Below are 12,232 nucleotides of genomic sequence, written 5' to 3'. Positions count from 1 at the left end.
GCAAGGGTTGGCTCGATTCGCAGCAGGGCGTCGAGTCCGCGCGAATCGTATCGATTCGGGGCTCCGGGGCGAAGATCAAGTCGGCCGCCGAGCGATCTTGCAGCCAAGCCCTTGGGCGGTCTACCGTCCGCCGCTAGGTGCCCCCGCAGATAACGGCGGGAGTGGCTTTGGTAACTGGCGTCGAACCGCACACGCACAACGGCGACGACTCCGCTGGGTAACCGACCGGCACGCGTTGAGTCTGCTTTAACGGCAAGAATCGATGGCTGACTTCCGCACACACGTGACCTTCAGCAGCGCCTTGGGCGCTGGCTATGCGGTCGTGGCGTCGGGGTGCGGATTCGACATGTCGACAGCGCTGGTCGCGGGCGGGCTGTGCGGCGTGTCGGGGATGCTGCCCGACGTTGACAGCGATTCGGGTGTGCCACGTCGCGAGGCGCTCGGCTTCGCCGCGGCGATCGTTCCCATGCTGCTGCTCGATCGCTTTAAGCAACTGAGCCTGACCTACGACCAAGTGGTGCTGCTCGCCGCGGCGCTCTACTTCGGCATCCGCTTTGTTGCCGCAAATCTGATCGGCAGATGGAGCGTGCACCGCGGCATGTGGCACAGCATCCCCGCGGTGCTGATTTTCGCCGGCCTGGCGTTCTTAATCACTAGTCCTGAGAACCCGATCTTCACACGCTATCTGAAAGCCGCCGCCGTGGGGCTGGGCGCGCTGAGCCATCTGGTGTTGGACGAGATCTACAGCGTCGATACACGCGGCGTTCTGCCACGGTTCAAGAAATCTTTCGGCACCGCGGTCAAGCTGTGGGGTAGTAGCCCCACGGCCAACTTCTCCGTCTACGCCAAGCTGGCTGCGGTGACGGTCGCCATTTTGATGGAACCGGCGGTCATCGAGCGGATCGACATGCGTAATCCGCAACTGGCCGAACAACTGCGTGAAACCAAAGAGCGGCTCGCAAGCGCGACGCCCCCCCCCGCCGGCGGCGGCGAGCAAGTGCTTCAAGCGCTGGCCGGCAACCACGAGGCGCCGGCGGATCGTTCGCGCATGCCTTTTCTCTCGGCGCAACCGCGCGCCAATGCGCCCCGCGGCGACTTCTCGACCCCGATCTTCACTGGCGGCGCTGCAGGCCGACCGGGGGGGTTCCTGCCGAATCGGGGCGACGCGCGAATGGCGCCCGCGATGAGTCCTTCGCAAACGCCCTACTATCGCTGATGGGCGCCCCGCCGCTAAAGGCGCCCGACCCTGTGGGCTTACCTGTGGGCTTACCGACGATAGCGCCCCACGCAGGTCACGCGCGCGCTCCGTCGCAAGGCAAACACGCCCACCGCCGCGCCTAGCGAAAGCGACGACGGCTCGGGGACGACTGTGTACGTAAATGATGCGGTCGCCCAAATAGCCGGGCCGGCAAGATTGGGATACTCAACTCCCGGTACCCAACTGCTAGCCGCTGCGGCCGGCTAGGTTGTCGGGGTTCATCAGCCTTTCCTGCGCCGCCGCGTCGAGCCCGGCAGAAGCGTATCCCTCAGTGACGACGGTGCCGATCACCACGGTGTTCACGCGGATCTGCTTGGCGAACAGGTGCGCTAGGCCGTTCATCAAGTGGTTCAGGGCCGCCTTGGCGCCGCTGTACGACGCCTCGACCAGGGTCTCCAGCACGCCGATCGCGTGATCCGCCAGCCGCGTGCCGAAGACGAACCGCTGGCTCTTGGGGAAGCTATCGACCTTCTCCAGGATCCAGCGCGTGAGGTCGTACCCCCGTCAATGCGAAAACGCAGCACCAGCAGGACCGGGGGCTCACGCCCCGGTCCTGCCAGGTCCTTGCGTCTCATCGAGAGACTCCGTTCTCCGAAAAATCTCGCGTGCCCCGATCTCCAGAAACACTGGCGGCGGCAAGAGAAAAGAAGAAAGGGTAAAAGGGTAAGAGCACCGAGAGTGATCCTAAGCTCTTCTCCGCAGCAACAGCCCACACGCTGCCAAAGCCCCCATCAGCACCGCACTTGGCTCAGGGACGGTTGCCACGCGAAAACCGACGCCGCTGTCCTCGAACGTGGGGCTGCCGAGGTTCCGGAAGCCGGCCCGCAGGTTGAACCAGAAGCTGACGCGCGAACCACCCCGCACGCCGCGGAAAGAAGAACTAACGACCGCTTCGTTCCACTCCCACACGTTGCCGTTTTGGTCGAACGTGCCGTACGGGCTTGCCGCAGCCGTGTAGGCGCCGACGTCGGTGAAGAAGGGGTTCGTGCTGCTGGGGAAGCTCCCCGAGCCGTTCACCGCGTAGCCGTCGTTGAAGCCGTTGGCGACGCCGTCGTCGTTGAAGTAGTTCACCGCCGCGGGGTTGTCCCCCGGCTGGTCGCTCACGGGGATGCTGTCGCTGCCGGTGGCGTAGTCGAAGTAAACGCCCGCCGTGCCGGCCGACGCGTCGTGGTACGCCGCCTTGTACCACTCGTCTTCGCTGGGGATCCAAAACTTGGCGCTCGCCGAGCGGACTTCGTCGAAGCCATTGCCGATAGTGTACGCGCCTGTTTCGGTGTCTCCGCTGCCTTGGCCGTTGTGCAGCCAGTTGGTGAACCGCATTGCGTCGAAGAACGAGACGTAATTCACCGGGTTTTGCTCACGGCCCGCTTGGGCGACATACCGGGCGCCGTCCACCGCACCGGTGTTCTCGATGCCACCGAAGATGCCCGCCATGCTCGTGTTGTAGAGCGCCAGCGCGTTGGCACCGGTCGGGTCGACCGCGTTGAGGAACGCCGTGTACTGGGCGTTGGTGACCTCGTGCTTGCTGATGCCGTAGGTGTAATCCACGCCGCCGTGGCCGGTGCCGCGGAAGTCGCCGGCGTTGCCCGGGTTGGCGACAAACGCCCAGTCGAACGTGACCGGGCTGCCCGAGGCCGGCAGGGCCGCCACGGCGGCCAGCAGTAGCGTGGGGATCAAGGTGCGGACTATCAAATGACTCATCAAAAGCGTCCTCTTGAGGTAGTTGTAGCTCAGAATGGTTCGTTCGTTGTTGCTTTGGCCCGGTTTAAGCCAGCAGAGGAACAAAAAAACCACCGCGCCACTTTCTCCTCCGCCCACGGCTAGGGGCGCTGAAGAAAACGGCGAGGTGGTTCAGGAATTAGCGTTATTTAGTTAGCTGTTGTGGATCAACTAGCAGATTGCATTCTAGCGACCCCACTCCCTCGAAAGTATCGCCTGCAACAATAAAGCGTAAAAAATGGGCGATGGGTAGGCGGTGTGAGCGCCGCTCCCCTCAAAGCGCCTCGCCGGAGGCGCCCTACCCTGTGGGCGTATCGACGATGATCGTCACCGGGCCGTGATTCACCAGCGAGACGTGCATCTCGGTGCGGAACTGCCCGGTCGCCACGCGCACGCCACGCGTGCGCACCGCCGCAACGAATTGCTCGTAGAGCGGCTCCGCCAATTCGGGGGGCGCGGCGCCGAGGTAACTGGGGCGTTTCCCCTTCCGGCAATCCGCCAGCAGTGTGAACTGACTGACGACGAGCATCTCACCCCCCGTGTCGAGCAGCGAGAGATTCATCTTCCCCTGCGGGTCGTCAAAGATGCGCAGCCCGACAAGCTTCTCCGCCATCCAGGTGATCTCGCGATCGCCGTCGGCTTCGGCAACGCCCAGCAGCACCAGCAGCCCGGGACCGATCTCACCGACTACCTCTTCAGAAACGGTCACCCGCGCTGAAGTGACCCGCTGAACAACACTACGCATTCGGTAGAGACTCCCTTGCCCGCCGCTTCGGGGCAGCCCTGCACAGGGGCAATAACTACGTGGCGAAGAGCAGACTCACGGAGCCCGCTCCGAACGGCCTCCCGATCCTGACCGCTGCCCGGCTGGTATCAAAGGGTCAGGCGCTGCGGAAGGCGTCCCAGCTCATGTAAGCGAGCACCGCACCACAGAAAGCAAACGCGATGCTCATCAGCGTGTTGGCTTTGCCAAACGGCACTCCGATCGCAGCGTCGAGCCCGAAGACCAATAAGATCAACAGAGCGACCACCATGCCGAAGATCGCCAGGGCTTTGGCCATCGTCGTAATTCCGGGGCGGCTTGGTGAGTCGGGAGGGGAAAGTTCGTGGTCCTGCATGACCGCGAACGGGCTGAACAAGCCCACTATAATCGCCAAGCCCCCCGTTTGCCGCCAGCCCCCCAATCGCTTTGGCTGCGCGTGAGGGCCGCGTGGCGGTTTCGACGGGTTCTGACGGTTATCGGGGGCTTTCGCGGCGATCGGCGAGCGTCGCGAGACTCTGCGCCGCTTCGGAGCGGTGACCGGCAGCATCCCAAGCGGCAAGCGGCGTCGCGAGGCGGCCCTCGGCGTATTGCCCGCGAGCAGCCAGAGCACCGTTGCGGTGCCACCACCGCCACGAGCCATCGGCAACGCCTTGAAAGTACGCGCCCGCGGCCGCGAGCTGACCGTTCTCGTGCCACCACTGGGCTGGTCCCGTCGCCACGCCCCACTCGTAGTGCGTGGTCAAGCGGAGCTGCCCGCTTCGGCTCCAGACTTGGCGCAAACCGTGACGCAGTTCTTTACCGCGCGCGGCGTAGCTAGCCACTTCAAGCAGCCAGAAATCATCTGGCGTCGCTTCTCGCAGCACAGGCCCCAGAAGCTCTTGGCGGACCCGCCCTGCCCCATCGTCGGTGGGCTCTTCACGCACACCCACTTCTCGCCCCTCAACGTACTGTGCTACTTCGGTGAGGGCACCGTCGGCATCGAGCGCTTCGACGGGTCCCGAGAGCAAGCCCGCAGCGTAGCGACTGCGCTCTTTTAAGAGACCCGCGGAGTCGAAAAAATGGGCCTCACCGTGCCGCTGACCGTCGCGGAAGCTGATCTCGATCGCGGTGCGACCCGCGGCGTCGAACACGCTCCAGGCACCCTGCAGACGTCCATCGCGGAAGGTCGCTTGGCTGAGAAAGGGGGCCTCGAAACCCACCAGCCGAGCAGCCATCGTCGGCGACAGTTCATCTTGCCCGGCCCACCGGCACCACCCCCCCGTCCGTTCGCCCGCGGCGTACCGGCCCTGCCCGATGAGCTGCCCCTCAGCATCCCACGCACGCCAGTTGCCGTGGTTTTCGAAGTCGCCGCGCTCGTTCAAGCGCACCTCGCGCGAGATGCGGATCACGCCGCGCTCGTCACGCTCGTTGACGACGCTGTTGTCATCACGGGCGATTCGATGCCCACCCTCGCGGGGGGAATACGCACCGACCGGAGACGCCGCCCCGAGCGGTATCGCAAGCGTCGCAGCGAGGAGCAGGCGAAACAGCAACCCCAGAGGCCTCCAACAACAGGCGGTGCGGGCGGTGAAGATCGCCGCGCTTTCTCAGAAGCCTATTCGGCCGCGCTAGGGCCAGCGCTCCGGGGCAATCGCTTGCGTCGCTGCCACCGGGCGAGCCCCTGCGATCAAGCGCACCGCAGCCGGTGCCGTAATCGATCGATCTTGCCCGAACGGACCACAGCGGTCGGCCCACAGAGGCTCAGCGGTGAGCAAGAAGTGCGAGGGCATGAGGTTTCTGTCCGGCGCGAGCCGTGGGCGCTACAATCAGACCTGCAGACTGATACAACGGGAAAAGCTTGTTCACATCCCGCCCCCCTAACCGCAATTCGCTCCCGACCGCGCAATGACAACCGATCTGGCGGCCCCCGCCCTGCCCCGTCTCGCCCTCACCATGGGAGATCCGGCGGGAGTAGGACCCGAGATCCTTGCCGCGGTGTGGGCGGATCCCCGCATCTGGCAGGTCTGTCGCCCGGCCGTCTTCGGGGATGCCGCCACGCTCCGCCGCGCTGCCGACCTGCGCGGCTTGAAGGCCGAGGTCGAAGCGGCACCGCTCGCCCTGGCATTCGAGCGGGCGGCCCCCGATCGCGTAACCTGCGTTGGCTCCAACGCATCGGCATCGCTCGCGATCGCGCCGGGGGTCGTGACCGCACAGACTGGTGCGGCGGCCTACGAAGCGGTTGTGGCTGCCGCTCGGGCAGCGCTGGCGGGAGATTGCGAGGGGATCGTGACGGGGCCGCTCAGCAAGGCCGCCCTACACGCCGCGGGGCGACCTTATCCGGGCCATACGGAGTTGCTCGCCGAGCTTTGCGGCGTGGACGACTTCGCCATGATGCTCTACTTGCCCCCGTCTCTGGTGCCGAAGACACGTTGCGGCCTGGGCGTTGTTCACGTGACGCTGCATGTTGCGCTCCGCGAGGCGATCGGGGCCCTCACGATCGAAGCGATCGAAGAGAAGTGCCAACTAGCGCACCAAGCGGCACTGGCGTACGGGGTGGATCGCCCCCGTGTGGGCGTTGCCGCCCTTAACCCGCACGCCGGTGAAGAGGGATTGTTTGGTGACGAAGAAGCCCGCCTCATCGCCCCGGCCGTCGCGCGGGCTCGCACCGCGGGCATCGATGCGACGGGGCCCTGGCCTGTCGATACGCTGATGGTCCGCGCAACCCAGGGCGAGTTCGATGCGGTTGTAGCGATGTACCACGACCAGGGTCACATCGCGCTGAAGCTGCTAGGCATGCACGGGGCGGTGAATGTCACGCTCGGTTTGCCGATCGTTCGCACGAGTGTCGCACACGGTACCGCCGCGGATCTGGCCTGGCGTGGGGTCGCTGAAACCAGTGGCATGATCGCGGCAATCAGCGCAGCGGCCTCGCTGGCACGTCGTCGTGCGGGACAATAAGCCCTTGCCCCCCCGCCTCCCCTGCCCTGCTCTTAGCCCCCCTGCCCTACCTCAACTGTTGCGATTGCTTAGCGCTATTCGCTCTGTTCGCACTCCCGCTCTCTGGCAACATGATCAATCACGCAACGGAACACGAGCTGATCGAGCCCCTTAAGAACGACGAGTGCGTGCTGTACCTCGTCCGTCACGGCGCGACGCCACCGAATCTGGTCTCGCCTCCGATCATCCAGGGGGCCGGTATCGACGAGCCACTGGCACCGCTCGGAAGAGCGCAGGCTGACCGGGTCGGCGCGTCGCTCAGCGGCGTGGGGCTAAGCGCGGTTTATTCGAGCCCGCTGCAACGGGCGTTGGAAACCGCCCAGGCGATCGCCGCTCCGCACGCACTTCGCGTCGAGCCGATCGCGGCATTGAAGGAAGTTGAGGTCGGGCACTGGCAGGGACTCGACTGGGACGTGATTCGCCGCGATGACCCCGACGGCTACGCACGCTTCCACAGCAACCCCGCTATCAACGGCTACCCCGGAGGCGAAACGCTCCAAGGGTTGCTCGATCGCGTTGCGCCGGCTCTGGAAGCGCTGATGGCGCGCCACCTCGGTCAGCAGATTGCCGCGGTCGCGCACAGTGTCGTCAACCGTGTCTACATGGGCGCGCTCGTGGGCGTGCCGCTGCAAAACGTCTATCCGCTCCGGCAAGACAACTGCTGCGTGAACGTCGTGAGGTGGCGCAACGGTGCCGCGCAGTGCGTCACGATCAACGCTGTGCACCACTTGGCGTGAGCCGTGCCGCGGAATGAATGGCTTGCAGCTCGCGTTGCGTTTCATCCCGCCACGGAACGTCTTTCGGGCGTTCGTAAGCGAACGCTGAGTCGGGAATGGCGAGGCCTGTCTGAACGTCGGCACAACGCATCCGTAGCAGCGGCTGCCGACTGGGCTGCAACCGCGTTTCGAGCGGAGTTCCGCTCAGCGACAGGGGATCTTCGAACCCACGAAACTCGATCAAACGGGGCGTTAACGAGCGCTCCTCGAGCGCTACCAGCACGTGGTGCGCGTCAGTCGGAGACGTGTCGGGCCAGATCACCGGGGTCACCGGCGTGCGACGCTCTCCGATCAGCGCGAGGACCCGATCCCCGCCCAGCTGAAGCATCCGCGGTGCCGCGAAGTCGTGGTCACGCGCTAGCTTCGCCAGCAGTGTTGGCAGACCACCGAAGCGGTCCTCGAGCGCGGAATCCGCAGGGTCTCCCTCCGTGTTGCCGGGATGCTCCCCGCCGTCTCGGCCGATTCGTCGCAGATCGATCCGGCTGATCTGGCGATCCGCCGGATCGGGCTGACCGTCTCGGTCGACAGCGTCCCAGATCAAATCATTCCACAGGAATCGACTGTCCGAGACTCTCAGCAAACGGGCGGGCTCATCGGCAAGCTTGCCGCGCAACAACAACGAAAAGTGCAGATTGGTCCCCGCGCCCCGCTGCAAGTAGCGTCCGGTCAGGTTCGTGATCCGCTGGGCTGAGATGCCCTCGTAGCTAACGCTAGCAGAGAGCGACTCGATCTGAGCCAGTCTTAGCTGAGCCTGGGCGATGTAGCGGTTGCCCCGGGTATCGTTCGCGGCGGGTGTGGCCAGCGGGGGGGCACCGGGAACAACGGGCGCTTCGTCCGGGCTGAAGGCGGTTCGCGGGCTGCGATCGAGCGGCATCAGCGCGTTATCGATCGCCTGTAGGCCGATAAAGGCCCCGCCGCCGACTGCCACAAGCAGCAGCGCACGCCAAAGAAAGCCGGTCGCCCGATCACGCAGCCTGTTGCCCATGGGCGGGTTTTGACGCTTTTGCCAAAGAATGGGGTTCTGCGGGGCCGAACCTATGGCCAGGGAGCGATGCCCCCACAGGGCACCGGTGGTCTAACCGCCGACGGCCGCTGTTGCTTGATAGCAAGTGGTTGGCATCGCACCGCTAAGGGAGACGACGGCGGGAGTCTAGAGAGGGCTCGCGACGGACGTCTACCGCGATTTGCTCTCGCCGCTAGCGTGGCGAGCCTCTCGCGGGGCAAAGAAACAGAAAACACGATGCCGCTCGCGAGACACGAGGTCTCGTGAGGCGCGTCGCGGTCACGCCGAGGGGGGACACGATGAGCGTGAAGACTTGGATCACAAACAGCTTGGTGATCGCAACCATTGCGGCCACCGGCTGCGCGGGGCGGATGGCTTATAACCTGCCGCCCGCACAACAAATGATGCACCCGGGCCCCGGAGTCGGCGGCCCCGGCCCCGGCGTGATTCCCGTGGGCGGTCAGATGACCGCCCCCATGGGTTCGCCCGCTGCCTATGGCCCGGGCGGAACCCCGCCCAGCTATGGTGCCACCCAGTGCCAATACTGCGACGATGGCGGTTGCTCGACCGGCTCGTGCGGGATTGGCGGCGGTGGCTGCGCGATGGGGGCCGGCCCCGCAACCTCACAGGTCCAATTCGTTGGCGAAGAGGGTCTGCAGGTTTCGTGGGACGTGTCGGGTGCCGGCATGTTCGACTCGGCACCGCTGTACGTCCCCGGACGACAGGACTTCCCGCAAGGGGCGATCTATCGCTTGCAGCTACAAAACATTCCGGGCCGCGCTGGGGTAACGCTGTACCCGACACTGGAAGTCGCCCCGGTCAATCCGCGGACCGACGCGTTCCTCGCGCACGCTCCGGTGCCCGTTCAGTTCACCGAAGAAGATTTTGATCAGGTGATGAGCGGCAACTTCGTCACGAAGGTCATCTATCTCCCCGATCCCGAATTCCAAGAGCTGGCTCTGTCGGGCGTTGAAACGCTTGTCAGCACGCGGCTCGATCCGGGTGTGGACCCGGTCTCGGAAGCTGACCGCCGGGGCTCGATCCTCGCGGTGCTCCGGATCGGTAGCAAAGACCTACGGGCCGAAGGCGGTGCCTATGCCGACAACGTGATGCCCGCTGGATACGGCGAGAATGGCGAATCGTGCGGACCCGGTGGAGCGCCCTACATGTCGGGCCCGACCATGGACGGTCCGATGGCTCACCCGGGGATGATGGGCGGTGCCCCGATGAATCAGCCGATGGGCATGCCGACCGCCGGCATGGCACCTCCCGCGCTGCCGCCGCACATGCTGGCCGGAGCCGGCCCGCAGTACGGCATGCCTTACACGGGCACACCGATCGGCTTGCCTGGACCGCCGCACATCCCGCTGGGTTCGCCCGCTGGTCTGCGGAGCCACGTGATGACCAACCGCACCCGCGTTCACATGCCGCCGCCGACTCCGCAGATGCATATCTCGGTGAAGCAGCGTCCGGGCATGAACTACCCGCGTCCGGTGAACAAGGTAACGATCGACGAAGTCCACCGCGCTCCGTTCCGGCCGATTGGTGGCACGGTGCCGAACCCGGTTGTTGGCGCTGCGACACGGGTGGGCGCTGCCCTGCACGGTGCCGGTGCCGGTGGCGCGAACGAAGCCTACTGCGAGTAACACGGCGAGCGAGATCAATTCGGCGGTTCCGCTCGGTGATTATTAGCATCCCGAGCGGGACCGATCGATCTCGACCGACGCGATATCAATTGACCTGAAGGAACCATGACAACGGTCCGTCCCCTCACCATCGACGCGGTTCGCCGCGATCACGCCATGGGCAAGTTAGTATTGGCGGTGGGGATGTTGCTTGTGCCAAGTCTGTCTCTCTTGGCCCAATCACCCCCCACTCACCGGCCAGGAGCCGGCGCCATACCTCCGGGAGCGATTGGCGCCCAAAGGCTGATGAGGGGCGGTCCGTTGTTGGGATACACCCAGCCCGTTGAGCTGCGTGCCCCCGAGGGCATTATCCTCTCCGCCGTCAGCGGAGCCGGATACTCCACCGCTCACGATCAGCGGATGCTGGTCGGCATGGCGGTCGGCTGCGTCTATGGCTTCAAAGCGGTCGGCGTGCCGAGCTATCCGGAGATCGAGCTCTACCCCTCGGTTGAGCTGGTGGATCGGCTCTATCCGCCGCCGGGCAAGGCGCTGCGTTTTCCGGTGCCGATCGAGCTTACCGCAGACGACCTGCGGATCGCGGCGCAGGGGGGACTCGTCACCCGCGTCATCTATGTGGAAGACCCACGCACGGCCCTGCCTGTCGTCGAGTTGAACGGACAGCAATGGTTTGAAGCCCGGACGGGTGACGACCCGCTTGCCCTGGCAGACGCAATGGGTCGCCCGATCGCGATCCTGCGGATCGGCAGCCGTCTCGCGTCGCCCGGGGGGAGCGCGTTCGCTGAGCCGATGATGCTCGCAAAAGAATCCACCGACGATCCGCGCGTGCTCCCGGCGACCGCGTCACTACCTTAATCATCAACGGGGAGAACGAGACGCCCTGCCTAATAGGGCAGCGTGACTCGTTAGGCACATGGCTGAATCACACGCGAGCCCCACGTGGCTGCTGATGCCCCGCTGGTTTCGGCGCGGGCTAATGATCGCCACCCTGCTCACCATGTGCTCGTGCAGCGCCAGCGGTCAGTCGCTTGCCTGGCCCGCCTGCCAAAGCTGCCCGGCGGAACAAACCGACCAGTGCGACAAGCACTGCGTCTGCGAGTGCCCGCCCGGTTGGCCTGTCGGCCCTTCAGACGAATACCTGTGCGACGGCGGCGACAACGCGTCGCCGGTTGGCGCGACGCACGACAACCAGATCGTCGGCCTTGAGCAGGAAGATACCGTCGGTATCTACCGCACCGATGATGGTCGCACGCTGGTTGCCCCCAGCACCCGCACCTGTATCTATGCGCCGCGCTTCGCCGCGGTGCGGCATGTGGTCCAGCCGATGGGAGCCCAGCAACGGATGTTTGTCGATGAGGTCGGCGACGCCTTCGCGGCAGCCGAATCGGAGCTGCGTTTGTTGCCCGGTACCGGCGTGCTAAACACAACGCTGCGTCAGCAACGCGGCGAGCGACCGCCGAGCCTGTTCCGTGGTCGGCAACAGGCCGGTGCCGCCGAGCGACTGCTCGCCGTGGCGGAAACTCGCGGGCTGGTGGGCCCGTACGCGAATCTGCAGATCGTTCATTTGGGGGTCATGAACGGCCAAGAGAATCCGATTGTCATGCGCCACTCGCTGGCCGCGATCACCTGGACCGGCGACCAAGAGGTTCAGGTAACAATCTCCGGCCAAGGCGCTTCGGCGGTCTTCGCCGCCAAACAGCCCGGATTGATCTACGAACTGGGCGTCCCCAGCAGCCCGCGCTTGCGGCTCGTCAAGCTCGCCTCAGAGAACGAGGCACACCCGGGCGACGAGGTCGAGTTCACGCTCCGCTTTGACAACGTCGGCGACGCGCCGATACGCGATCTGGTGATCGTCGATAACCTCACGACTCGGCTGGAATACGTTGAGGATTCCGCCAAGGCTTCGGTCGATGCCGACTTCACGACGACCCGCAACGAAGCCGGGTCATTGGTCCTTAGCTGGGCGCTCAAAGAGTCGCTGAAGCCCCGCGAGGGGGGCGTGCTGACCTTCCGCGTGCGTGTGCGCTGAGTAGGTCGGCGGGAAAAATCCGGCCGCAGGCGAACCCCGCCGGCAATTGCGGTTCATAGGCGATC

The 12,232-nt window shown here is 65.2% G+C and carries 12 protein-coding genes; 6 read left to right on the top strand and 6 right to left on the bottom strand.

From position 1 onward, the window contains the following. Positions 1-262: 262 nt before the first annotated feature. Positions 263-1,216 carry a metal-dependent hydrolase gene (locus tag Pla111_RS14385; RefSeq protein WP_146575146.1) on the top strand — a complete coding sequence of 318 codons (954 nt, stop codon included), beginning with the start codon at positions 263-265 and terminating at the stop codon, positions 1,214-1,216. A gap of 228 nt (positions 1,217-1,444) precedes the next feature. Here the strand turns inward: Pla111_RS14385 and Pla111_RS14380 are convergent, their stop codons facing one another. The 5 genes from Pla111_RS14380 to Pla111_RS14360 form a co-directional block, all read right to left on the bottom strand. Then, on the bottom strand, positions 1,445-1,660 hold the full coding sequence (locus tag Pla111_RS14380; protein WP_197525047.1) for an SDR family NAD(P)-dependent oxidoreductase: 216 nt from the start codon (positions 1,658-1,660) through the stop codon (positions 1,445-1,447). Positions 1,661-1,942: 282 nt separating this feature from the next. Further along, the gene (locus tag Pla111_RS14375; protein WP_146575145.1) at positions 1,943-2,959 is read right to left on the bottom strand and encodes an SUMF1/EgtB/PvdO family nonheme iron enzyme; all 1,017 of its coding nucleotides are present in this window, start codon (positions 2,957-2,959) and stop codon (positions 1,943-1,945) included. A gap of 316 nt (positions 2,960-3,275) precedes the next feature. Continuing rightward, complete coding sequence (gene dtd, locus Pla111_RS14370; protein ID WP_146575144.1) at positions 3,276-3,722, bottom strand: D-aminoacyl-tRNA deacylase; 447 nt, start codon at positions 3,720-3,722, stop codon at positions 3,276-3,278. A 136-nt stretch (positions 3,723-3,858) separates the two neighbouring features. Then, on the bottom strand, positions 3,859-4,038 hold the full coding sequence (locus tag Pla111_RS14365; protein ID WP_146575143.1) for a hypothetical protein: 180 nt from the start codon (positions 4,036-4,038) through the stop codon (positions 3,859-3,861). A gap of 175 nt (positions 4,039-4,213) precedes the next feature. Beyond that, on the bottom strand, positions 4,214-5,272 hold the full coding sequence (locus Pla111_RS14360) for a toxin-antitoxin system YwqK family antitoxin (RefSeq protein WP_146575142.1): 1,059 nt from the start codon (positions 5,270-5,272) through the stop codon (positions 4,214-4,216). 352 nt (positions 5,273-5,624) lie between these two features. Here Pla111_RS14360 and pdxA point away from each other — a divergent pair, with 352 nt between their 5' ends. Together pdxA and Pla111_RS14350 are read left to right on the top strand one after the other, a co-directional pair. Further along, positions 5,625-6,677 carry a 4-hydroxythreonine-4-phosphate dehydrogenase PdxA gene (gene pdxA, locus Pla111_RS14355; RefSeq protein WP_146575141.1) on the top strand — a complete coding sequence of 351 codons (1,053 nt, stop codon included), beginning with the start codon at positions 5,625-5,627 and terminating at the stop codon, positions 6,675-6,677. 110 nt (positions 6,678-6,787) lie between these two features. Further along, the gene (locus Pla111_RS14350) at positions 6,788-7,453 is read left to right on the top strand and encodes a histidine phosphatase family protein (protein WP_146575140.1); all 666 of its coding nucleotides are present in this window, start codon (positions 6,788-6,790) and stop codon (positions 7,451-7,453) included. Here Pla111_RS14350 and Pla111_RS14345 read toward each other — a convergent pair. Continuing rightward, positions 7,428-8,477, bottom strand: coding sequence for a hypothetical protein (locus Pla111_RS14345; RefSeq protein WP_146575139.1), 1,050 nt, complete (start codon positions 8,475-8,477; stop codon positions 7,428-7,430). The genes Pla111_RS14350 and Pla111_RS14345 overlap by 26 nt on opposite strands. A 317-nt stretch (positions 8,478-8,794) precedes the next feature. Between Pla111_RS14345 and Pla111_RS14340 the strand changes: the two genes are divergently transcribed. From Pla111_RS14340 to Pla111_RS14330, 3 genes are all read left to right on the top strand, one after another. Then, a complete protein-coding gene (locus tag Pla111_RS14340) occupies positions 8,795-10,141 on the top strand; it encodes a hypothetical protein (RefSeq protein ID WP_146575138.1) in 1,347 nt (448 codons plus the stop codon). 105 nt (positions 10,142-10,246) lie between these two features. Next, a complete protein-coding gene (locus Pla111_RS14335) occupies positions 10,247-10,993 on the top strand; it encodes a hypothetical protein (protein ID WP_146575137.1) in 747 nt (248 codons plus the stop codon). Between the two features lie 58 nt (positions 10,994-11,051). Beyond that, positions 11,052-12,167, top strand: a complete 1,116-nt coding sequence (locus Pla111_RS14330; protein ID WP_146575136.1) for a DUF11 domain-containing protein — start codon at positions 11,052-11,054, stop codon at positions 12,165-12,167. Positions 12,168-12,232: the final 65 nt, after the last annotated feature.

This window comes from Botrimarina hoheduenensis (genome assembly GCF_007859815.1).
In the GTDB taxonomy this organism is placed as follows: Bacteria; Planctomycetota; Planctomycetia; order Pirellulales; family Lacipirellulaceae; genus Botrimarina; species Botrimarina hoheduenensis.
This window is presented reverse-complemented; position numbering and strand designations above follow the sequence as displayed.